25 protein-coding genes are annotated in these 20,275 nt (G+C 64.7%); 1 reads left to right on the forward strand and 24 read right to left on the reverse strand.

The window, feature by feature from the left end:
* Window position 1: 1 nt before the first annotated feature.
* The 3 genes from QU595_RS24415 to trbB are packed head-to-tail and all read right to left on the reverse strand — an operon-like array spanning window position 2 to window position 1,607.
* Complete coding sequence (locus QU595_RS24415) at window positions 2-283, reverse strand: VirB3 family type IV secretion system protein (RefSeq protein WP_109614481.1); 282 nt, start codon at window positions 281-283, stop codon at window positions 2-4.
* Window positions 283-612 (reverse strand): TrbC/VirB2 family protein, encoded by a 330-nt coding sequence (locus tag QU595_RS24420; protein WP_109614480.1) that lies wholly within the window; start codon window positions 610-612, stop codon window positions 283-285. Before QU595_RS24420 ends, QU595_RS24415 begins: the two co-directional genes overlap by 1 nt.
* Window positions 609-1,607, reverse strand: coding sequence for a P-type conjugative transfer ATPase TrbB (trbB, locus tag QU595_RS24425; RefSeq protein ID WP_216331771.1), 999 nt, complete (start codon window positions 1,605-1,607; stop codon window positions 609-611). Before trbB ends, QU595_RS24420 begins: the two co-directional genes overlap by 4 nt.
* Window positions 1,608-2,051: 444 nt before the next feature.
* Between trbB and QU595_RS24430 the strand changes: the two genes are divergently transcribed.
* Entirely contained in the window at window positions 2,052-3,338 is a 1,287-nt protein-coding gene (locus QU595_RS24430; protein ID WP_216331770.1) for a prolyl oligopeptidase family serine peptidase, read from the forward strand.
* 56 nt (window positions 3,339-3,394) lie between these two features.
* Here the strand turns inward: QU595_RS24430 and QU595_RS24435 are convergent, their stop codons facing one another.
* The 21 genes from QU595_RS24435 to QU595_RS24535 form a co-directional block, all read right to left on the reverse strand.
* Window positions 3,395-3,847: a CopG family transcriptional regulator gene (locus QU595_RS24435; RefSeq protein WP_109614477.1), complete on the reverse strand. Its 453-nt coding sequence runs from the start codon at window positions 3,845-3,847 to the stop codon at window positions 3,395-3,397.
* A gap of 4 nt (window positions 3,848-3,851) precedes the next feature.
* The gene (locus tag QU595_RS24440; protein ID WP_109614476.1) at window positions 3,852-5,837 is read right to left on the reverse strand and encodes a conjugal transfer protein TraG; all 1,986 of its coding nucleotides are present in this window, start codon (window positions 5,835-5,837) and stop codon (window positions 3,852-3,854) included.
* Between the two features lie 24 nt (window positions 5,838-5,861).
* The gene (locus QU595_RS24445; RefSeq protein WP_216331769.1) at window positions 5,862-7,601 is read right to left on the reverse strand and encodes a relaxase/mobilization nuclease domain-containing protein; all 1,740 of its coding nucleotides are present in this window, start codon (window positions 7,599-7,601) and stop codon (window positions 5,862-5,864) included.
* A 243-nt stretch (window positions 7,602-7,844) separates the two neighbouring features.
* On the reverse strand, window positions 7,845-8,612 hold the full coding sequence (locus QU595_RS24450) for a lytic transglycosylase domain-containing protein (protein WP_315926843.1): 768 nt from the start codon (window positions 8,610-8,612) through the stop codon (window positions 7,845-7,847).
* Window positions 8,613-8,948 carry a DUF736 domain-containing protein gene (locus QU595_RS24455; protein WP_109614473.1) on the reverse strand — a complete coding sequence of 112 codons (336 nt, stop codon included), beginning with the start codon at window positions 8,946-8,948 and terminating at the stop codon, window positions 8,613-8,615.
* Window positions 8,949-8,993: 45 nt separating this feature from the next.
* Entirely contained in the window at window positions 8,994-9,539 is a 546-nt protein-coding gene (locus QU595_RS24460) for a S26 family signal peptidase (RefSeq protein WP_109614472.1), read from the reverse strand.
* Entirely contained in the window at window positions 9,536-10,021 is a 486-nt protein-coding gene (locus QU595_RS24465; RefSeq protein ID WP_315926846.1) for a DUF2840 domain-containing protein, read from the reverse strand. The genes QU595_RS24460 and QU595_RS24465 overlap by 4 nt, the downstream gene beginning before the upstream one ends.
* Window positions 10,018-10,272: a hypothetical protein gene (locus QU595_RS24470; RefSeq protein WP_109614470.1), complete on the reverse strand. Its 255-nt coding sequence runs from the start codon at window positions 10,270-10,272 to the stop codon at window positions 10,018-10,020. Before QU595_RS24470 ends, QU595_RS24465 begins: the two co-directional genes overlap by 4 nt.
* The gene (locus tag QU595_RS24475) at window positions 10,269-11,012 is read right to left on the reverse strand and encodes a DNA-methyltransferase (RefSeq protein ID WP_109614469.1); all 744 of its coding nucleotides are present in this window, start codon (window positions 11,010-11,012) and stop codon (window positions 10,269-10,271) included. Before QU595_RS24475 ends, QU595_RS24470 begins: the two co-directional genes overlap by 4 nt.
* Window positions 11,009-11,662, reverse strand: coding sequence for a ParA family partition ATPase (parA, locus tag QU595_RS24480; RefSeq protein WP_109614468.1), 654 nt, complete (start codon window positions 11,660-11,662; stop codon window positions 11,009-11,011). The genes QU595_RS24475 and parA overlap by 4 nt, the downstream gene beginning before the upstream one ends.
* Window positions 11,659-12,834, reverse strand: coding sequence for a replication initiator protein A (locus QU595_RS24485; protein WP_315926850.1), 1,176 nt, complete (start codon window positions 12,832-12,834; stop codon window positions 11,659-11,661). The genes parA and QU595_RS24485 overlap by 4 nt, the downstream gene beginning before the upstream one ends.
* 18 nt (window positions 12,835-12,852) lie before the next feature.
* Entirely contained in the window at window positions 12,853-13,134 is a 282-nt protein-coding gene (locus QU595_RS24490) for a helix-turn-helix transcriptional regulator (RefSeq protein ID WP_109614466.1), read from the reverse strand.
* Between the two features lie 140 nt (window positions 13,135-13,274).
* On the reverse strand, window positions 13,275-13,781 hold the full coding sequence (locus tag QU595_RS24495; RefSeq protein ID WP_244916211.1) for a DUF2285 domain-containing protein: 507 nt from the start codon (window positions 13,779-13,781) through the stop codon (window positions 13,275-13,277).
* Between the two features lie 43 nt (window positions 13,782-13,824).
* On the reverse strand, window positions 13,825-14,052 hold the full coding sequence (locus QU595_RS24500; protein WP_109614464.1) for a transcriptional regulator domain-containing protein: 228 nt from the start codon (window positions 14,050-14,052) through the stop codon (window positions 13,825-13,827).
* 112 nt (window positions 14,053-14,164) lie between these two features.
* Entirely contained in the window at window positions 14,165-14,440 is a 276-nt protein-coding gene (locus tag QU595_RS24505; protein WP_170125212.1) for a DNA -binding domain-containing protein, read from the reverse strand.
* 98 nt (window positions 14,441-14,538) lie between these two features.
* Complete coding sequence (locus tag QU595_RS24510) at window positions 14,539-14,787, reverse strand: helix-turn-helix domain-containing protein (RefSeq protein WP_109614462.1); 249 nt, start codon at window positions 14,785-14,787, stop codon at window positions 14,539-14,541.
* Window positions 14,788-15,245: 458 nt separating this feature from the next.
* Entirely contained in the window at window positions 15,246-15,788 is a 543-nt protein-coding gene (locus QU595_RS24515) for a hypothetical protein (protein ID WP_315926857.1), read from the reverse strand.
* Between the two features lie 446 nt (window positions 15,789-16,234).
* Window positions 16,235-16,783 carry a hypothetical protein gene (locus QU595_RS24520; RefSeq protein WP_216331768.1) on the reverse strand — a complete coding sequence of 183 codons (549 nt, stop codon included), beginning with the start codon at window positions 16,781-16,783 and terminating at the stop codon, window positions 16,235-16,237.
* 560 nt (window positions 16,784-17,343) lie between these two features.
* A complete protein-coding gene (locus QU595_RS24525) occupies window positions 17,344-17,745 on the reverse strand; it encodes a single-stranded DNA-binding protein (protein ID WP_109614960.1) in 402 nt (133 codons plus the stop codon).
* Between the two features lie 717 nt (window positions 17,746-18,462).
* Window positions 18,463-18,879, reverse strand: a complete 417-nt coding sequence (locus QU595_RS24530) for a hypothetical protein (protein WP_109614959.1) — start codon at window positions 18,877-18,879, stop codon at window positions 18,463-18,465.
* 162 nt (window positions 18,880-19,041) lie between these two features.
* Window positions 19,042-19,977, reverse strand: coding sequence for a DUF2493 domain-containing protein (locus QU595_RS24535; RefSeq protein WP_315926863.1), 936 nt, complete (start codon window positions 19,975-19,977; stop codon window positions 19,042-19,044).
* Between the last annotated feature and the right edge of the window lie 298 nt (window positions 19,978-20,275).

Here is a 20,275-nt window from a genome sequence, read left to right on the forward strand (position 1 = left end):
CTCACACCGAGAGATGGCCGGGAATACGGAGATGACGGCGCGCAACCTCGACGAAGAGCGGATCGCGTTTTGCCGCCCAGACGGCTGCAATGTGGCCGACCGCCCAGATCAGGATGCCGGCGAACCAGAGCTGGAGGCCGAGGCCCACGGCCCCGGCCAGCGTGCCATTCAGGATGGCGACGCTTCGCGGTGCGCCGCCGAGCAGGATCGGCTCGGTCAGGGCGCGGTGGACCGTCACGCTGAAGCCCGGCACTGCATCGAGCGCCTCGAAACTCGCCGCCATCACACCAGCGCTCCGCCGCCGAAGCTGAAGAACGAAAGGAAGAAGCTGGACGCGGCGAAGGCGATCGAGATGCCGAAGACGATCTGGATCAGGCGCCGGAAGCCGCCGCCGGTATCGCCGAATGCCAGCGTCAGGCCCGTGACGATGATGATGATCACCGCGACGATTTTGGCCACCGGCCCTTCAACGGATTCGAGGATGGACTGCAGCGGGGCCTCCCAGGGCATGGAGGAGCCCGAGGCAAAGGCCGGTGTCGTCATCAGGCTCACCCAAGCAAAGGTGGCGGCAGTTGCGACATGGTGACGGATAGGGAAGGCGCAACGGATCATGCAGGTTCTCCAGTGGTGTGAGTGGTGTCGGGTTCTGAAAAAGCGGGGGAAATCCGGTAGTCGCCGTCCGGCCCGAGCCCATTGACGCGGGCAAGTTCGGACAGCCGGCGCGCGGAGCCGCGACCGGAGAGGACAGCAACAAGATCGATGGTCTCCGCGATCATGGCGCGCGGCACGGTGACGACGGCTTCCTGGATAAGCTGTTCGAGGCGGCGCAGGGCACCGATGCCGGAACCGGCATGGATGGTGCCGATGCCGCCCGGATGGCCGGTGCCCCAGGCTTTGAGGAGATCGAGCGCCTCGGCGCCGCGCACCTCGCCGATGGGAATGCGGTCCGGGCGCAGGCGCAGCGACGACCGCACCAGATCAGACAAGCTGGCGACGCCATCCTTGGTCCGCATGGCGACGAGGTTGGGCGCGGCGCATTGCAGCTCTCTGGTATCTTCGATGATGACGACGCGATCATGCGTCTTCGCCACCTCGGCGAGCAGCGCATTGGTAAGGGTCGTCTTCCCGGTGGACGTGCCGCCCGCGACGAGAATGTTGGCGCGGGATGTGACAGCCGTGCGTAGCGTTTCCGCCTGGCCTGCGGTCATGATGGCGGCGGCCACATAATCTTCGAGCGTGAACACCGCGACTGCGGGTTTACGGATCGCGAAGGCGGGTGCAGCTACGACGGGCGGCAACAAACCCTCAAACCGCTCACCTGTTTCCGGCAATTCTGCCGAGACGCGCGGGCTCCGGGCATGCACTTCCACACCGACATGATGGGCGACCAGCCGCACGATGCGTTCCCCATCGGCAGCGGACAGCATCGCGCCGGTGTCGGCCAGCCCGGCGGACAGGCGGTCCACCCAGATCCGGCCATCGGGGTTCAGCATGACCTCGACAACGGACGGATCTTGCAACAAGGTTGAGATGGCAGGCCCGAGCGCCGTCCGGAGCATACGTGCGCCGCGGTCCACCGTTGCTTGTTTGTGTTTGATGCCTGCCATCTCGTCCCCGTTCCACCGGGGAGGCGAGAGACGATCCCCGGATGGGGATGACTAAAAGAGACCCAAAACGGGTTGGTTCAACAAGTATCTAGCGTCGTAGTAGTGTGGGTTAAAAATACAGGAGAACGGCGGTGTAGTCTGTCCCGCCTTGAACACTGCAAGCGACTCATAGCGATCTCCAGCCCAGCCAATTGATTCGATGAAAATGGCTGTTCGCGAGAGTTGTCCGTCTTCCGCCGCAGGAGCGGAGCGTGATTGGCAAGCGCAGGACAAAACGGAAATCCTGTGCTTCCTTGCGACGGGACTACCTGACGCAGACGTGTAGGCGGATAAGGTTGCAATGCGGGCCGTATGGGTGATGGTCGCTCAGGTCGCCTCCGTCCCACAGATGCGCATGATCGACATCAATCCGGCCCGTGAGCCGGCAAGCCGAGGATCCGGGCCATGAAGTTCGCTTACCTTTTCACCCTTCTGGTCCTTTCCATCCCGCCTGCAGCCATAGCACAGGAGCCGGGCGGCGGCGGGCCGGCGGTGAACCGCAGTGTCTTTGTCACCGACACTATCGCGAGCGTCACAGCCGTGACGCAGGTGTTCGGGCGCAGCCAGAACGTGACCGCGGCCATCGTCGAATTCGCGGCCCCGCTGTCGGCCGCCGCCCTGTCGCCCGACAGCTTTGCCGTGGACGGCCGCCGCATCCTGTCGGTCCGGGTGACGACCGTGCCGGACCTCGACGCGCCCGCCGCGGATGGCCGCTTCGCAATCCTCGAACTCGATCCGGCGGACGAGGCCGCAGTCGTCTTCGCCCCCGGTGTGGACGAAGCGCCGCAGTTGATCGTGCATCTGGCAGCCCCGTTAACGCTGGCCGATGGCGGGGTGCTGGCAGCCACGGACAAGGGCGTCATCAACACCCGCGTTACCAACCTGATCGTCGACGATTTCCGCCAGTTCCGCTTCACCGATCCCGAAACCGGCCTGCTGCTGGACTACAACCTGTATATCCCCGCGGGCGCCGAGGCCGGGCAGGACTATCCGCTGGTGATGTTCCTGCACGATGCCGGCGTGACCGGATCGAACCCGCGCCGCACCCTGCAACAGGGGCTGGGCGCCGTGTCCTTCGCCAGCCCCGAGGATCAGGCGCGGCACCCGGCCTTTGTGCTGGCGCCGCAGTTCCCGGTGCCGCTGGCCAACGATGCCTCGCAGACCTCGGTCTATGTCGCGATGCTGCCGCGACTGCTGGAGGCGCTGGCCGCCGAGCATGCCATCGACCGCGACCGCATCTATACCACCGGCCAGTCGGGCGGCTGCATGACCAGCATCGCGCTGGGGGTGGCGCATCCCGACCTGTTCGCCGGCACCCTGTGCGTCGCCGGGCAATGGGACCCCGCCGTCACCGCGCCCTTGGCCCACGACAACCTCTGGGTCATCGTGTCCGAGGACGACACCAAGGCGTTCCCCGGCATGACCGCCATCATGGAGGTGCTAAAGGCCAACGGGGCCAAGGTCGCGCGCGGCAGCCTGGATGCCAGGGCCGCACCCAAGGCGCAGGCCGAGGCGGTGGCCGCCATCCGGGCGGCGGGGGCGGACAGCAACGTGTTCTTCACCACCTTTACCCCCGGCTCTGTGCTGCCCGAAGGCGGCGCAAACACGGGCGGCGCGGGCCATGTCAACACATGGATCTACGCCTACGACATCCCCGCCGTCCGCGACTGGCTGTTCGAGCAGCGTAGGTGAAACGGCCTCGCCCACATCTGATTCATTCTGACCGAACGCCGGAACCGGGTTCAAAGCTAAGGTCCGTTCAACTCTTCTGTTGACGGGTTTGCTCCGGCCATGTCCTCGGAAATCTCCTGCCGCAGCTTCGGCCCCTGTGCGAGACGGCGCCCGAGCGCGGTGATGAACGCCTCGTACCGCTCGCCAACCTTGGCCTTCGCCGCCTGCGCGGCAGGTTCCGGCAGGGCTGGCGTGGTCGTTAGCCAGAAGCGGATAAAGACGGCCAGGGTCTCGACGGCGATGCCTATGTCGCGCTCCGTTCGGCTCATGCGGCGGTCGAGTTGGTCGAGACGTCGGGCGATGATCGCTTCCCGGCGCTCTGCATCGTCCGGCGACAGGAACGAGGCGATGGCGGCTTCCGCGATCATGGATTGCGACTGATCCCGGCGCGCGGCGAAATCCGCCAGGATCTTCTCGATGTTCGGGTCCAGATAAACTGAGACCTTTTTCTTCTTCCGAGGGTTGGTCATAGCACTACAGATCCATGCCATCATTGGGGTCCATCGCCACTTGGCGCGCGATGCCTTGCACATGACGAATCATGCGTTGGTTCTGGACAACCTCCTCATCGAGGTCATCCGACAACCCAGCCTCAAACTCGTTCTCGATAGGCTTTTTCTTCTCCACCGGCTTCGCACGGCTAAGTTCCGGTTGCAGCCGGCGTTCGGATTCGGTGGGATCTTCATCATCGACCGATAGATCGGAAGAAGCCTCAGCGCTCTCCGGCCGCGCCGGGATCGGCAGCGAGGTCCAGTCGTCGGGACGGGCTTCGTCGGGCTGCTTCAATTCCGGTGGCGCCAGGAGGCGCTCCCGAAGCCGGGCATCTTCGTAATAGCGTGCTTTCGTCGCCCGGATCGGTGGGATGCCCGCCACCATGACGATCTCTTCGGTGGGCGGAAGCTGCATGATCTCGCCCGGTGTGAGCAACTGGCGGGCTGTCTCCGAGCGCGAGACCATGAGATGCCCGAGCCAGGGCGACAATCTGTGGCCAGCGTAGTTCTTCATGGCCTTCATCTCGGTGGCGGTGCCGAGGGCATCGGATACACGCTTGGCGGTGCGTTCGTCATTCGTCGCAAAGCTCACGCGGACATGGCAGTTGTCGAGGATCGAATTGTTCGGTCCATAGGCTTTCTCGATCTGGTTCAGCGACTGCGCGATCAGAAACGATTTCAGCCCGTAGCCCGCCATGAAGGCCAGGGCCGTCTCGAAGAAATCCAGCCGCCCCAAGGCCGGAAACTCGTCCAGCATCAGCAGCAGCCGGTGTCGCCCGACGTTCGCCTGCAGATCCTCGGTCAGGCGGCGGCCAACCTGATTCAGCAGCAACCGCATCAGCGGCTTGGTGCGGTTGATGTCGGACGGCGGCACGACAAGGTAGAGTGTGGTCGGTTGCTCGCCGCCGACTATATCGCTGATCCGCCAGTCGCACCGGCGCGTAACCTCGGCGACGACGGGGTCGCGATAAAGCCCCAGGAAAGACATGGCCGTCGACAAGACTCCCGAGCGTTCGTTGTCGGATTTGTTGAGCAGTTCGCGTGCTGCGCTGGCAACAACCGGGTGCGGCCCGGCCTCACCGAGATGCCGGGTTTCCATCATGGCGCGCAGTGTAGATTCGACCGGACGCTTCGGATCGGAAAGGAACCTGGCAACACCGGCCATGGTTTTGTTGGGCTCCGCATACAAAACATGCAGGATCGCGCCGACGAGAAGCGAATGGCTGGTCTTTTCCCAATGGTTCCGTTTGTCGAGGCTGCCTTCGGGATCGACGAGGATGTCGGCGATGTTCTGAACGTCCCGCACTTCCCACTCGCCGCGTCGCACCTCGAGCAGCGGATTGTAGGCCGAGGATTTGGAGTTGGTCGGGTCGAAGAGCAGGACACGGCCATGGCGCGACCGAAAGCCGGAGGTGAGCTGCCAGTTCTCACCCTTGATGTCATGGACGATGGCAGAGCCCGGCCAAGTCAGCAGCGACGGGACGACGAGGCCGACGCCTTTGCCGGATCGGGTCGGCGCGAAGCAGAGCACATGCTCCGGCCCGTCATGGCGCAGGTATTCCTTTTCGTAGCGGCCGAGAACCACGCCATCGGGATCGAGGAGGCCAGCGTCCTTGATCTCGTTCTTCTCGGCCCATCGTGCCGAGCCGTAGGTGGCAACGTTCTTGGCCTCGCGCGCCCGCCAGACCGACATGCCGATGGCGACGGCGATGGCGATGAAGCCGCCTGACGCTGCGATGATCCCGCCCTTGGCGAAGATCGGCGGCGCATAGGCTTCGTAGAAATACCACCACCAGAAGAGCGTGGGCGGATAATAGACCGGCACACCGAACAGCACGAACCAGGGCGGCCCGAGCTGCGGCTGATAGCCGAGGCTCCAGGCAACATACTGTGTCGCGCCCCAGGTGGTGACGAGGATGATGAGAAAGACAACGGTGATCTGTCCCCAGAGGATCTTGGTCGCGGACATTGCATTGGTCCTTTCCGGTTGAGGCTAGAGGCCGAGGCCGCGCTTGCGCCCGAAATCCCAATCGACGCCGCCATCGTCGCGGGCGACGCCGGAGACATGGCGGCCGATCTGCTTTTCGAGGGAGGGCGACCAAGGCACGAGCTGGAAGCCGAGGCCGTCATCGAGCATGGCGAAGCGCCCGGAAGCGAGGGCAAGGCGCTGGCGATAGGTGCCGGCGACATATTCGCCGCTTCCGGTGCGGTTGAACGGCATGCCGGTCTCGGAGGCGAGTTGCTCTCCGACTGCCCGCAGTTCCCGATTGCGGAGCGTGTTGAGCAGCCGGCGCGCGAAGACGACGCGGCCGCCCTGCCGCTCGGCGAGGTTTTCACCGATGAGATGCTCGGCACGCGCGTCCATCGCCTGACGGACTTCCGCGCCGAAACCGCTGTCCGACAGGGCAATAGGCTCGCGGGCGATGGCCTGCCGGTCGAGCCAGGTCGCGCCGGTGGCGCCGACCTGTGCGGCGAGATCGAGATCAGAGCGGACGGCCAGTGCGACCCGGCGCTGCCCGTTCGCATCCTCGTAGGCGCGCAACTCAACGATCGAACCGGGCGGGCTATCGCCGGCAGCGTCGATATGCGGCAGCTTGATGTGATGGCTGCGCCCATCGACGCCATCGACGACGGCATAGGCCGTGCCCTTCAGCTCGTCATCAAGTCCGCGCTCGACCAGGCGGCCGATGACGGGAACGTCGAGGCTCTCGCCTGCGAGGACATAGCTGGCCGAGCCCCGCTCGATGCCGCGCTCGGTCAGGGCACGGTGCATGCGCTTGATGATGTCGCCACGCTCGCCGAGTTCGCGCAGCACCTTTTCAGCCTCGGGCTTGATGAACCATTGCGAATGCCCGACCTGACCAGCCACGCCGAGGATTTCGAGGGTGCGCAGCCGACCGACCTTCAGCGTGTGAAGCGCATCTGGCTGCCGGTCGGCAAGCGGGGCGAGATCGAGTATGCCCGACTTCCCGGCATCGCGAACAAGCTGCCGGTCAAGTACCGTCCAGCGTTCCGCCTCGACCTGCCGCTCCAGATTGCGATGGATCTCCAGATCGGTACGCTGGCCGAGTTCCTGCGTGACGAGATCCTGCGCGCGGGCGCGCATGCCTTCCTTGATGTAGTCGCGGGAGATCACGAGGTCCTGACCGTCATCCGCGCGGCCGCGCAGGATGATATGAATATGGGGATTGTCGGTGTTCCAGTGATCGACGGCGACCCAATCGAGGCGCGTGCCGAGATCCTTCTCCATCTGGCCCATCAGCTCTCGGGCATGGGCCTTGAGGTCGGTCATGTCCGCCGCGTCCTCCGGGGAGACGATGAAGCGGAAATGATGCCGGTCATCCCCGCATCGCTCGGCGAAAGCGCGGGCATCCATGTCGTCGTTCTCCGGGCCGAACATCCGCGCCCTTCCCCCATCGCGGGTCACACCGTCGCGGCGCAGGTAATTGAGGTGCGCGCCGAGCGGGGCGGAACGTGCGGTATGACGCACCACGCGGGTCTTGATCACGACGATGCGCGAGCGCCCGGTGAGGAGACGATTGGCTTGGATACTGGCGCGCTGGCCGCGCCCGAAGCGGGATCGCTTGCCGGAGGTGATCTTGCCGGAGCGCGAGACCCGCCCGCCGGCCTTCTGCGCGGCGGCGAGCGCCTGGGCGATGAAAGGCCGGACCTGCTGCGCACGGGTCGAGCGGATGCGCCCCGGACGGATGCGGAACTCGCGCTCATCGGACATGGCGCTGGCCCGCACGGTGCAGAACAGGATGTAAATTCAAGAAGATGGGTGCGCAGCGCACGGTGCGCGCCAGCGCCGCACGGTGCGGAACGCACCGGAAAACCCCGCAAAAACAACCGCCCAACCGAAGCGCACCGTGCGCCTTTTTATCTCGCCATCTTCCGGTCGTGGTGCCTGCCGACACCCCCAGCGCCGTCCATGATGCGCCAGAGCCCGATGCAGCGCGAAAAACTGCGGAGCCGCTCATGGTCGGTCCTCACCGGCATTGCGGGCGACGAAGAGCCCCTCGGGCTGCAAGTCGGTGAGCGCCTCGGGTGCCGCCGGAACGAGGGAATTGGTATCGTCCTGCGCGCGGTCGAGCGTAGCCGGATCGGCGGAGGAAGCGTCACCGCCGCGCGAAACGAAGAGCCCCGCCTCGCGCCAGTCGAGCGGCCTAGCGACAGCGGATGCGTCGCCCGAAGGCTGCTCGCCGAACAGCATGGGCGCAAGCGTAGCGACATAGGCGCGCGTTTCAGTGGGTAGCGGACGATCCGCCATCCGGTATTCGTCATAGCGGGCGGGACCGGCATTGTAGGCCGCGAGCATCGCGGCCACATTGCCGTAGCGGTCCCACATCTCACGCAGATAGGCGGTGCCTGCGAGGATATTGTCGCGCGGGTCATAAGGATCGCGGCCGAGACCATAGCGGATGCGCAGTTCGGCCCAGGTGTCGGGCATGACCTGCATCAGCCCCATCGCGCCTGCCGAAGACACGGCGCGCACATGGCCCGCACTTTCGGCCCGCATCACAGTGACAATCCATGCCGCCGGGATGCCGAAACGCTGCGATGCTTCGGTGATGTGCGCCGCGTGCGGATGCGCTGCTGAAGCGCGCGATAGTGGCAAGACCTGTGCAAGCACAGCGGGCGACGCGGCTGAGGTGAAGATAAGGCCGGAAAGAAGAAAGAGGAGCGCTGAGCGCCGGACGGTGGAATCGCGTCCGGCGCGTGCGCGGTGTCGGACCGCCGCCATTCAGTCCTCCTGCCGCTTTTTGGAAGGCAGGTTGGTGTGCAGCACCCAAGCGGAATCGTCGTCACCAGCCCGGAAGAGATTTGCGCGGAAAGTGCCGCCAAGGAGCGGGCTGTAGATCGTGATTGAGACGAACTCACCAGCGCGTTCACCGACATGTTTCCAGCCCGCTCCGATATCGAGGCCTTCGTCGCCGCCGAGCAGGACGCGATATTTCGGCGCGTTCTCGACCTCCGACGGCTCGGCGGGAACGAGCGCGATGTTTTCGCGGATGCCGAGCGTCCGAAACTCGCCTTCGAAGCCGGATTGAGTGCGTGTGAAATGTCCAATCTGGGCCATGATCGTGGTCTCCTGTTGTGCGGTGAGGTTGCGAATGACACGCCGTCACCGCATCGGCGCGCGCCAGACGAAGCGGCCATCGCCGTCTTCGTCGGTGAAAAGCGGGGTGGCCCGGCCGATCACGGTCGAGGCAGGCAGAGGGCCGAAATAGCGGCCGTCGAGACTGTCGCGGACATCCAGATTCATGAGGAAGAGTTGGCCCTCGGCGATGACGCGGCAGCCCTGCCAGACCGGCAGGTCGCGGCCGAATCTGTCGCGCTCCAACGCCTCGCCCATCTCGATCCCGTCCACGGTGATCGTGTGGCCGTTGCGGCATACGCGCTGTCCCGGCAAGCCGAGGACGCGCTTCAGGAGCGGCACGTCGCGGGCGACGTAGCCGCGCTCCATCATGAAGGCGGAGAGCGGTTCGGGCGGCATGACTGCGACCAGATCGGACACGTCGAGCCCATCCGCCGGAGCGATGGTGTAGAAGCCGATCGGCACGCTGGCCGATGCGTTCCAGACCAGTCTGGGCGCGATCTGGATACCGCTGGCGAGGGCGACAGTGAACACGGCCGCGACCGTCACGACGAGATAACGGGCGCGGGTCATAGCCCCATCCCCCGGCGGCGTAGCCATGCGGAATGGCGCTCCATCGTGTAGGGACGCGGCGCTTCGCCCGCGTTCATCCAGTGGGCGACATGGCGCCAGTGATCGGGATCGACCTCGGCAGGATCGACTCCGAAGGCCTCGATCGCCTGGACATGGCGAAGAACGGACTCGACCTTGGGCCAGCCCTCGATCTTCAGCAGGATCTCGCCGCCCGGCCGCACGAAGGGCAGCGTCTGATAGGCGCTGCCGGGCGTTATCGCGCGCAGGATGTCGATACGCGAGATGACGGTGCCGTAGTCATTCGACGCCCAACGCACGAAAGCAAAGACTGCACCGGGAGAGAACGAGACGACGCGGCGGCTGCGGTCGAGAATCTGCTCACCAGTCGCGTGGCCGAACCTTATCCAGTATTCGATCTTCTTCTCCACCCACGTCAGTTCGACACGGGTGAGATCATCGTCATGGGAACCGATGCCAATCATGGGCGATCTCCTGACGTGTCGGGAAATTCGCGCGCGAGCAGTTCGCGCAGCATGTCGGCGACCGTGATGCCGCGATTGAACGCCGCAACCTTGATGCGGCCACGCATTGCGGGCGTGACGTCGATGGTCAGCCGGGCGGTGTTGGCCGGCGCAGTGCATTCGCGCGCTGTGGATGCGTCACCGGCCTTGATCCAGCCGTCCGGATCGGTCGGGCGCGCTGCAAACCCGCGCCTGTCGCTGCGCACCGTCATGACGCGCCTCCGTCATGGAACGGCAGCACCGTGGCGATGCGCGCCCGCGCACGTTCGGCCATGTCAGGGTCGATCTCGCAGCCGATGTAGCGCCGGCCGGAGAGCCGGCAGGCTTCTCCGGCAGCGCCCGAACCGGCGAACCAGTCGCCGACCAGGCCGCCTTCCGGGCAACTGGTGCGGATAAGGATTTCCAGGAGTGCCGACGGCTTTTCGGTCGGATGGATTGCCCGGCCGTGGCAATTGCGCAAATAGATGACCGAACGCATCAGGCGCGGCCCGCCATCGTGGCTAACGTAATGCCCGGCGTCGATCTGGCCTGTATGGGGCGGGCGACGCTTGCGGCGAACCGTCCGCGCCGTTGCATCGGGCGTGGTCTGGACGTCGTTGTAGATGTCCCGCCAGGCCGTCTCGGCCGGGTAGAACTGCACGGCCAGCTCATGCACACGCTTGAAGCGGTCGGCATGAAACCCGGTGCCGTTCTGCTTTTCCCAGACGATCTCCTGCGCGATCCGCAAGCCGGCATCGGCGAAGCGGTCGGCGGTCGCCATGAAGCAGCGCAGCGAGCCGAAGACCCAGAGCGAGCCGGTCGGCCGGAGGGCGGCGCGCGCCAGCGCAATCCAGCCCTCGACGCGCCGATCCCAGGCGAGCGAGGTGTCGCCATAGGGCGGATCGGCAAGGATCATGTCATAGGGGGCGTGCCAGGGCATTTCTTCGCGGCAATCGCCGGTGAGGATGGTCATCGCGCGGCCCTCCCGATGCCCAGCCCTTCGATTTCGGTGGTGAGCGCCGCGATCTCGCGGGCGGCGGGAGACTGGCGGTCGATCTCGCGAACCAGCCGCCCGGCCTGCGCCGCGTCGGCGAAGACGACGCGCTGGCCGATGGCGGTGGCGAGCATCGGCGGATCGTGGTCGGCGAGCGTTTCGGCCGTCTCGCGGGCGATGACGGTGCGGGCGCCGCAGCGATTGAGCGCGAAGCGGGCGACGAGCTGGGGCCGGTAGATGCGGGCCTCTGCCAGGAGGGCCAGCATCTCGGCCGAGGCCCAGCCATCGAGAGGCGACGGTTGCACCGGGATCAGCACCAGGTCGGCGGCGAGAAGCGCGGAGCGCATGAGGCCGGCGACGCGGGGCGGGCCGTCGATGACGACGTGATCGGCATCGCGGGCCAGCTCCGGTGCTTCCCGGTGCAGCGTGTCGCGCGCGAGGCCGATGGTGCCGAAAAGCCGGGGCAGACCCTCGCGGGCACGCTGCTGCGACCAGTCGAGCGACGATCCCTGCGGATCGGCGTCGACCAAGGTGACGCGATTGCCTCGGCCGGCCAGTTCACCGGCGATGTGCAGCGCCAGTGTCGTCTTGCCGACGCCGCCTTTCTGGTTGAGGAGCGCGATGATCATTTGCCACCTCCCGGAAGATCGAGAGGAAGGCGTGGTGCTCCGGCGGCGTCGAGGCCTGTCGTCGCCTCCTGATCGGAGGCGGATCGAGATGCCGGAGGGGCGGCGGATGCCTTCTTCTTTGCCTCTACGCGGAGGCTTCGGGCGGTGTCGCGGATGAGGTTTTCCACATCGCGCGCGCGCTCTTCAAGGTTAGAGTCTATGTTAGACTCTAAGTTAAGGGCGATATTTCGTGATTGTTTTCCGTGCGTTAGGGCCGGTTTCGGTTCCCGATAGCACGATGGTCCGGTTCCCGATAGCACGATAGCCTGGGTTCCCGATAGCACGAGGCCATTCACAGGTTTTCCACAGGGCGGAACGGGCTCGAATGCGAGCAGCATCCGCCCGCCGATCTCGGCCTCCAGGAACAGCGTGTAGCCCGGCAGCGGCTGGCGGCGGATGATGTCGCGCAACTCGAAGGCGAAGCGCTTGAAGGGCGACAGGCTGCCGGATTTCTGGTGGAGGTGGTGGAAGTCGAAGCGCCAGCCACCCGGCTGACGGCCGCCGTGCTTGCGCACCAGGCGGTAGAGCCAGCGGTCGAGGCCGCCGGTCAGGTCGAAATAGGTCCGGTCAATAGTCAGCACGAGGGCATCGTCGAGGACGGCCTGGTAGAACCAGTCTGGCACGATCATCTCGATGCCGTCCGGGCGGCCGTTGCGATCGGTGCGCTCCTGCCACTCGTTGATCCAAGAGAAGCGGTGGCGGCGGCCTTCGGCCGGTTGCCGGATCGAGGTGGAAATCGTTGTCGATTGCAGCCGGTCGAGTGCGGCCTTCAGGCGCTGGTAGTCTCGAAGCGACGTGCCGCGACCGACATAGGTGAGGATTTCATAGGGCGTGGCGGCCATCAGCCGGGAAGTTCGGAGCCCGTTGTCGCGGGCTTCGACGATCTGGCTGGCGGCCCAGATCAGGATGTCGGCATCCCAGATGGTGGCCATGCCATGATCGGGGACCGCCTCGACCCTGATCGTGACGTTGCCGGCGGCGAAGTCGATGGGCGCAACGCGCTTCGACTTGGCGAGGGAGAAGAAGGGATAGGCCATGAGATCCTGCGCGTCTCGTGGAGCGAAGTCGCCCGGGAGCGCCCTGAACAGGTCGAGCTGCCCACGTTCGGCAAGGGAACGACGTCGCACCGTCATGAAGGGAACTGCAAGCGGTCAGCGCGCGTAGCGGCCGGCCCGGGGCCCGGAGCCGACCGATTGGCGTCTCGGCGGCGACACCCTCCCACGCGGGTCGGAGGTGGACGTCACCGCGCCGCGATCGGCCCAGGTCTCCAGATCGTCGATCGCATAGACGACACGCCCGCCGAGCTTGCGATAGGCCGGGCCGGTGCCGTAGGTGCGGTGTTTTTCGAGGGTGCGGGCGGAGAGACTGAGGAATTCGGCGGCTTCCTTGGTGCGAAGAAAGCGCGGCGGCAAAACGACAGGTTCGTGCGGCATGGAACGGGCCTCCGTGGTGTTGAGACGGCCGCTGCGGATCAGCGGCGGGCAACGACCACGGTGGCGAAGAAGAACCGGCGAGTTGCAGGGCGAAATTGGGGGGTATCGAAATCGCCCACCATCGGGAGCGCGGAATCGCGTTAGCGGGGGCGGCGATGACGCAGGAGTTTCCGATAGCCGCCCGCGACCATGGATCGGGCATCGCGCAGGAGCGCCTTGATGGTATGACGGGCCGAGGATGCCTGCCATTCGTCACGGCTGAGTCTAGGAATGTTGAGGAGTTCTTCCGCGATCTCCTGCTGCGTTGCCCCGGCTTTATGGCCGTCGAAAGCGCGTAGCATCCGTCGCAGGCGTGCACGTTGCTGCCGGGTCAATCGTGTGTCCGGTGGGATCGCGCGGCCATGCAAAGCTGAGAGGAGCCGGCGAACGGCTTCAATACGGTCGAATCCGTCGAGATCAAGCGGGATGACGGCGACGGCGATTGTGCCGCCATCGATATTGCGGTCGAGGATCTGAAGATATTGCCCGTTGCCGAGAGCGAAGCGGAATTCTGCATCGGCGTCGCCCATCCGGAGATCGTGCCGCAAGTCTGCCGCAGGAGCATAATCAATATCGCCACCGATATCCGCAGGGGCTTCGGTCAGCACGACAACGCTTGTATCCTCCTGTGGAAGCCAGAAGACGGGGGCATCAGGAGGTGGCGTCTGGGGATCGACAGGGAAATCGCAGTCCCCACCGCTGACGGATATGGTCCCTCAGCGCGGTGGGGTCTCCACGGCCAGAGGCCGAAGCTTCAAAATCTGCGTCATAGCTGTCGTTTCGGCGGAGCCATTCCCAAGCCAGATCGGATGCCGTCATCACATCCAGATGCTCGTATTCCGCCGAGGAACGCCAGATCGATGCGTTGGGTGTCGTCATCGCAGCCTCCAGAGATTCGGTACAGGAATCTGGTAGGATTTACGATTCACCTTCGGGTTGAGTTAAGGAAGCCAGCCGCCGATCAACAGGTGATGCATGCCCCGCATCACGATCATGACTTCCGCTGGCTTTCGCGAACCAGCTCGCGATAGCCGCCCTCAGTCATCCAATGGGCGCGCGCAAGATGTGAGTCATGAATGAGACGACATCGTTCAGGATCGCGTTCGGGATCGAGTCCGAAGAGGATTCGCACCGCTTCACGCCAATCAGCACCGTCCCGCTCGGCGTCGAGAAGGCGCATATAAAGCTTCATATGCTCGCGATCATAAGAGGTGAGCGTATCACCGGAGGGTGGTTCGTCGACAAACGTCTGCGTGCCCTGTCCCATCATTCTCCTATACTCGCAGGTTACATGTTCGTTAACCGTCTCCCGTAGGAGGTAGCCATTTTCTCTAACAAGAATTGGTCATCACGCGATCCGCGACACTATCTTTGAACGTCGGTCCTGTCATGCAGGAGCAATACGCCTTCGCCCTTGTCTGTTGACAAGAGAACGATCCCGGCTGTTTCGAGGGCGCGGCGTACCTGATCGCGCGTCGACTCGAACACCTCAAGCCGGTTCTCGGATTCGAGGCGTTTGAGCGCAGTCAGCGATATGCGAGCCCTGTCAGCGAGCGTCTCCTGTGTCCATCCCAGCAGCGCGCGTGCGGCCCGTGATTGTCGGGCGGTGATCATACATGATCACCTCCCATTCGGACCTGCACACACTCCAGAACTACGACTAAAATAGTCGCTCCCAGATCAAACGTCATTCGGAATCTGAGAGGAACCCCCTTTTTCAGCGAAGTTTCTCGACATCGCCCGTTATCTGATTCGGTCGTCGGAAAGCACAGCCTCCAACGCTGTGAGAGGCCGATCTCACCGAATCATCTTTGGGGAGAGGAGGATGGGTTTGGGAAGGAGGGCGAGGGAACCGTCGCCTCCTTCCCATGGGAGGGTTCAAGGGAGGGGCTTCAGCCCTTCCCTTGGGGAGGATGTTTGAAGGAGGGGGCTTGCCCCTTCCTTCATGGGGAGAGTGTTGAGAGGGGGCTTGCCCCTCTTTCATCAGTCGAGGTGGCCGGTCGATCCGGCTGCCTCGGCTCATCGTTCAACGCAAGGAAGAGAGGCGGCGACAGCCGCCTCTCTTCCACGCACTATGAGCCATCGTTTCGATCGCAGCCGTGCAGGAGGGCGTAGATTGCCGAGATGTTGCCGTCGTCGTCGAAGCCATGCAGGTCTTCATAGCATTCCGGGTCAATGTCTTCGGGGTCGATTTCATGTGATGGAAATCTCATTGGTGGCAACTCCTTCGGGAGGGCCAAGCCGCTGGAGGAGAGAAAGACCCGTAGATCCCGATGGATTTGACCGAGGATGCGCCTGAACCCGACCATTCCCGACGGCACGACGTCCCAGAGATCGTGGTCGCCTTCCTCACACCAAAAGTCCTCGTAGTTCGCTCGGAAGTAGTAGAGTTCTTCGTCAAGGTCCGCGTCCTGCAACGGATCCGTATTGGTGAGGACGCGCCGCTCCGCCGCCAGCGCGCCCCGCGTGAAGGTGATGAACCGGCTGAGGAACTGCTCCACCCAGTCGTGAAGCACGCGCTCTGTTTCGGTCTCGCAACCAAGCCTGTTCGCCAGCACCATGATCCGCAAGCCGGTCGCGCTGGCGTAGAGTTTCAGAAAGTCGATATCACGCATAAGAAGCCTCCTTTTCGTTCTGACGAAAAGGTGTCTGCACCGTAGGCGCGAGGGGTCAGGGACCGCGGCACGCGGCCGCCAGCGGCGGCGAGTGGGGGAGCCGAATTTCTGGCGCGGCCCGCAGGGACGGGTCGGAAATTTGGGGGAACCACTCGTCCTTGACGCCGGAGTGGCGGGTGCACAATAGGATGTCAGAGAGAGAGGAGCCCGCGGCCCCGATCAGGGGCCGCGACCGCATGGGCCGGGGAAGTTTGGAGGGGGTGGACCACCCCCTCCATGGGTGGGGGAGTTTGAGGGGGCGGGGCTCTGCCCTGACCCTTCATGGGGAGAGCTTGAGAGGGGCGGCTTGCCCCCCTTTCATCAGACATGCCGAGCGGTCGATCCGGTCGGCATGTCTTCATAGACGTGGGAGAGGTGGCGGGCGGCTTCGGCCGCCCGCCACCTCGTTATCGGTATCGGAAATTGTTGATCGGGCGCTCGTAGATTTCGGGATCGAGATGCCCTGCGCCTTCGGGGCCGATGCTGGCATCGCAGAGATAGGTGGTGAAGCGAATTCCTGTCTGCGCGACTATCTTCTGGAGGATCGGGCCAAGACCGCACAGATGCTCGTCGCCAACGGTCATCCGTTCCGGGATCGGGCCGTGGCACCACATCGCCGCAACGGGATGGCGGTATCCGCCAAAGTCCGGGTCACGATCCACTGCATCCAGCAGATGCCAAGGATAGAAGCCTCGCCCGCCGGATTCGAGATCGCCCACGCAGTCGCCGAGGGTTTGTTCAAGAACCTCGCGCGCGGCGGGATCGGTCTCGGTCCGCAGCCGCCGCTGGACCCTCGCACCCTCGCGGCAGGTCTTGAGATGGCCATTGAGGGCAACAAGCAGCTTTTCATGGAGGGACTGCGCAAAGCGGGTGTCGCACCTGACGAGGTTCTTGCGAACCGCAGTCCTCAAGGCGCCAAGCTGCCGGGAAAGATCGAGGAAATCGAGATCAGACATTTGTTTCTCCTTTCGTTCTGACGGAAGGAGCCTGCACTGTTGCCGCGAGGGGTCAGGGATCGCGTAGCGACCGCCTGCGGCGGTAAGCGGGGGTTCCGATTTTCTGGCGCTGCCCGTCTCGGGCGGCGACTGAAAATTGGGGGGAACCGTGAAGTCCTTGACGCCGGAGTGGCTGGTGCATGATCCGAAGTCAGAGAGAGAGGAGCACCGCGGCCCCGACCAGGGGCCGCGACAATATTCGGCACAACGGCAAAGGGGAGGTTTGGAGGGGAAGCCCCTCCATGGGTGGGGGAGTTTGAGGGGGCGGGGCTTTGCCCTGGCCCTTCATGGGGAGAGTTTGAGAGGGGCGGCTTGCCCCCCTTTCATTCGGGGAGCATCGGACCAAAAAGTGGTTCCCGGTTTTTGGAACCGATCCGATGCTCCGACAAAGAAATCGGAACGCCAGCGCCCATGAGCGCGCAGCGGCTCCGGCCGGAAATATTGCACTGAAACAGCCGGGCGATCCGACGTGAACACGGGAAAACCCGGCGGCTTGCGCCGCCGGGTTCCGGGCGTTCCGCTCAGAACGGGATGTCATCTTCGTCGATGAACTTGCCGTCGTCGTTCTCGGTCTGCTTCGCCCGGCTCAGGAAATCGACCGTCTCGGCGATGATCTCGCAGCCGTAGCGCTCAACCCCCGCCGCGTCCATCCACTTGGTGTAGTGGATGCGGCCGCGAACCAGCACCTTCATGCCCTTGTCGCAATGCTGCTGGACCGTCTTGCCGAGGCCGTTGAAGCAGGTGATGCGGTGCCATTCGGTGTCCTGGACCCGATAGCCGTTCTCGTCGCGGAGGACGCGGCCTTCCGAGTAGCGGGGGCGCGAGGTGGCCAGAGTGAAGTGGGTGATCCCGGTGCCGCCCTGGGTGGTGCGGGTTTCGGGGGCCTGACCGATGTTGCCGGCGAGGATGACGATGTTCTGCATTGTAAGTCTCCGTTGCTCCTCGGAGGGACCATCCCTCCGACGAGACCCGGCCAAGGCCGTCGGGAGACTCCCGCAACTGCCGCCTTGGCGGCAGCTTGCCCCTAAGGCCCCAGGTGGGGCGGGCAGCCGCGCTTGCGCGGCAACACGGCTGGGAGCCGCGGGGGTTGCTGGTGGAAACCGAACGGACTTAGGGGATCAGTCAGTCGGAGGGATTGGTGCTTTCGAGAGCAGATCGGAGACGCACAGCACGTTCATCGTCAGTGCCGGCAACAGCGAACAGACAGGCCCTTGAACCCGGACTATCCGGTGCCGCCGCCGCTCATCCACCCTTCTTACCGGCCGCCCTTGCGCTCGCCGCCGGAAGGCCGTGTCCTCCGCGTCGAGAAGGAAACGGCCATCGGGTCCGGAAAGAACCAATGGCACGGCGTTGCCTTGCTTCGACTGAGGAGGGTCCGGTCCAGTGTCATTGCGCAAGGCGACAATGAAGGTGCTGGTTCGCGGCTGCACTCACGGAAAGGAGTGGATGGACGCGGCGGGGGTTGAGCGCTACGGCTGCGGGAATCATACCGATGACAGATTTCCAAGGCGGGCGAAGCAAACCCAGAGCGATTGGGGCAAGGCAGCGATGACATGACCGCCCAGCACTTGTGCGGGACACCCGGAACCCGGCGGCGCAAGCCGCCGGGTTTTGCCTTGGAAGAGGATCGTCCCGCCGTTTCAGCGCGAGAACACGGACTCCCCGAGGGCGTTCAGATTGATGATGGCCGAGACGCCGATGACAAGGCCACCGATGCCGCCGAGCAGGTTGAGGGCGAGGCTCGAGTCGATGGCGTTCTTGGTGATGCCATAGACCAGCGCATAGCCTGCGATGACGGCGGGCACTGCGAAGAGAGCCAGCGCGATGAAACGCAGAACGGGATTCCGGGCGAAGCCGAGAACCAGAATCACCATTGCGACCGACAGCAGGGCGGCTCCTGCGGCACTAAGGCCGGACAACAGGACGCCAGCTCCGGCACCCCAGGCAAATTGAGCGGCGGTAATGGCGGTCATGACCGGGAGAGCATAGATCGCGAGATTCCAGGCGATCACGCAGGCGGTGAGGGTCAGAGAAATGGCGAGTAGGATCAGCGTCATGGAAGCCTCCAGCGGAACGGTTGAGTTGCGCGACAGGCTGCCGGAAGATGCGCTCCGCCTGCGACTATGCTGCTTCGCCGGTTCTTCAGGGATGCTCCATCAAAGGCGGATGCGGGCCGACTGTCAAGGTCTGGCGGCCTTTCAGCCGCCAGAGGGCGGCGCTTACGCGCCGCCGTCGAACTTCATGACCGGGATGCCGAGCTTGCGGGCCTTGTCCGCGAGGTTCTCCTGAATCCCCGTGCCGGGGAAGACGAGGACGCCGACCGGCAGCACGTCCAGCATGGCATCGTTGCGCTTGAAGGGCGCGGCCTTGCCGTGCTTCGTCCAGTCGGGCCGGAAGGCGACCTGCGGCACCTTGCGGTGATCGGCCCAGCGGGAGGCGATCAGTTCCGCCCCCTTCGGCGAGCCGCCGTGCAGCAGCACCATCTCGGCGTGCTTGGCATGGACCTGATCGAGCTTCGCCCAGATCAGGTGGTGGTCGTTGAAGTCGGCGCCGCCGGTCACGGCCACCTTCGGGCCGGCGGGCAGCAGCACCTCGATCTCAGCCCGGCGTTTCGCGGCAAGGAAGTCGCGGCTGTCGATCATCGCGGCGGTCAGGTTGCGATGGTTGACCATCGAGCCGGTGCGCGGCCGCCAGGCGCTGCCGGTGTGATGCTCGAAAGCCTCGGCGGCGAGGTCGCGGAAGAGTTCCATGCTGTTGCGCCGTTCGATCAGGGTTTGCCCCTCGGCCGTGAGGCGTTCGAGTTCGACCGACTTCACCTCGCTGCCATCCTGTTCCCGCTGCATCCGGCGCTGCGCCTGCTCGTTGTCGTCGAGATCGCGTTCGACCCGGCTGGTGGCGCGGTGGAATATATTGACGGCTCCCCAGAGCAGATCTTCGAGGTCGGGTTCGAGGCGGGTATCGCCGAGCGTCGCGACGAGGGCGTCGAAGATGTCGGCGATGGCGGCGGCGACGGTATTGCCCTCGGGCAGCGGCCGGGGATCGGGTTCGTCCTGGAACGGGCGCCAGCCGTAGAGCTGGAGTTCGGTGAGGGCGTGATCGGTCTGGGAGGAGGTGTGGAAAGGCTCGTCGCCTGCGTATTCGGTTTCGTTCGTCATCGGGAGCGTCCTTCGTCTGGAGACCGCGCCCATCGCGGCCTTCGCAGGCGTCGAAGCGCACGGACGGGACGGGTTGGCAGCCCTCGCCCGCTCCGCGAGGGCCTTGATGGCCGGGTGCGGGCTATTTTGACTTTCGCGATGCAAAGGCGGGGCTCGTCCCCGCCGGCGGAAAATAGTCCGCTCCCGGCCATTGCCTGCCCGGCCCGTTTGTGCGCCGATCGCCCTCTCAGAAGGCCGTGGGCGCGGGACTCTCCGACGAAGGATGCACCTGCCGATGACAGATGAGCGAAACCGGCAG

It is taken from the genome of Mesorhizobium sp. SP-1A (genome assembly GCF_032460275.1).
In the GTDB taxonomy this organism is placed as follows: Bacteria; Pseudomonadota; Alphaproteobacteria; order Rhizobiales; family Rhizobiaceae; genus Mesorhizobium.

Bases quoted from the DNA above. Each gene is read 5' to 3' on its own strand.
- QU595_RS24415 (WP_109614481.1), bottom strand. From the start codon at position 283: ATGGCGGCGAGTTTCGAGGCGCTCGATGCAGTGCCGGGCTTCAGCGTG.
- QU595_RS24420 (WP_109614480.1), bottom strand. From the start codon at position 612: ATGATCCGTTGCGCCTTCCCTATCCGTCACCATGTCGCAACTGCCGCC.
- trbB (WP_216331771.1), bottom strand. From the start codon at position 1,607: ATGGCAGGCATCAAACACAAACAAGCAACGGTGGACCGCGGCGCACGT.
- QU595_RS24430 (WP_216331770.1), top strand. From the start codon at position 2,052: ATGAAGTTCGCTTACCTTTTCACCCTTCTGGTCCTTTCCATCCCGCCT.
- QU595_RS24435 (WP_109614477.1), bottom strand. From the start codon at position 3,847: ATGACCAACCCTCGGAAGAAGAAAAAGGTCTCAGTTTATCTGGACCCG.
- QU595_RS24440 (WP_109614476.1), bottom strand. From the start codon at position 5,837: ATGTCCGCGACCAAGATCCTCTGGGGACAGATCACCGTTGTCTTTCTC.
- QU595_RS24445 (WP_216331769.1), bottom strand. From the start codon at position 7,601: ATGTCCGATGAGCGCGAGTTCCGCATCCGTCCGGGGCGCATCCGCTCG.
- QU595_RS24450 (WP_315926843.1), bottom strand. From the start codon at position 8,612: ATGGCGGCGGTCCGACACCGCGCACGCGCCGGACGCGATTCCACCGTC.
- QU595_RS24455 (WP_109614473.1), bottom strand. From the start codon at position 8,948: ATGGCCCAGATTGGACATTTCACACGCACTCAATCCGGCTTCGAAGGC.
- QU595_RS24460 (WP_109614472.1), bottom strand. From the start codon at position 9,539: ATGACCCGCGCCCGTTATCTCGTCGTGACGGTCGCGGCCGTGTTCACT.
- QU595_RS24465 (WP_315926846.1), bottom strand. From the start codon at position 10,021: ATGATTGGCATCGGTTCCCATGACGATGATCTCACCCGTGTCGAACTG.
- QU595_RS24470 (WP_109614470.1), bottom strand. From the start codon at position 10,272: ATGACGGTGCGCAGCGACAGGCGCGGGTTTGCAGCGCGCCCGACCGAT.
- QU595_RS24475 (WP_109614469.1), bottom strand. From the start codon at position 11,012: ATGACCATCCTCACCGGCGATTGCCGCGAAGAAATGCCCTGGCACGCC.
- parA (WP_109614468.1), bottom strand. From the start codon at position 11,662: ATGATCATCGCGCTCCTCAACCAGAAAGGCGGCGTCGGCAAGACGACA.
- QU595_RS24485 (WP_315926850.1), bottom strand. From the start codon at position 12,834: ATGACGGTGCGACGTCGTTCCCTTGCCGAACGTGGGCAGCTCGACCTG.
- QU595_RS24490 (WP_109614466.1), bottom strand. From the start codon at position 13,134: ATGCCGCACGAACCTGTCGTTTTGCCGCCGCGCTTTCTTCGCACCAAG.
- QU595_RS24500 (WP_109614464.1), bottom strand. From the start codon at position 14,052: ATGACGACACCCAACGCATCGATCTGGCGTTCCTCGGCGGAATACGAG.
- QU595_RS24505 (WP_170125212.1), bottom strand. From the start codon at position 14,440: ATGGGACAGGGCACGCAGACGTTTGTCGACGAACCACCCTCCGGTGAT.
- QU595_RS24510 (WP_109614462.1), bottom strand. From the start codon at position 14,787: ATGATCACCGCCCGACAATCACGGGCCGCACGCGCGCTGCTGGGATGG.
- QU595_RS24515 (WP_315926857.1), bottom strand. From the start codon at position 15,788: ATGCGTGATATCGACTTTCTGAAACTCTACGCCAGCGCGACCGGCTTG.
- QU595_RS24520 (WP_216331768.1), bottom strand. From the start codon at position 16,783: ATGTCTGATCTCGATTTCCTCGATCTTTCCCGGCAGCTTGGCGCCTTG.
- QU595_RS24525 (WP_109614960.1), bottom strand. From the start codon at position 17,745: ATGCAGAACATCGTCATCCTCGCCGGCAACATCGGTCAGGCCCCCGAA.
- QU595_RS24530 (WP_109614959.1), bottom strand. From the start codon at position 18,879: ATGACGCTGATCCTACTCGCCATTTCTCTGACCCTCACCGCCTGCGTG.
- QU595_RS24535 (WP_315926863.1), bottom strand. From the start codon at position 19,977: ATGACGAACGAAACCGAATACGCAGGCGACGAGCCTTTCCACACCTCC.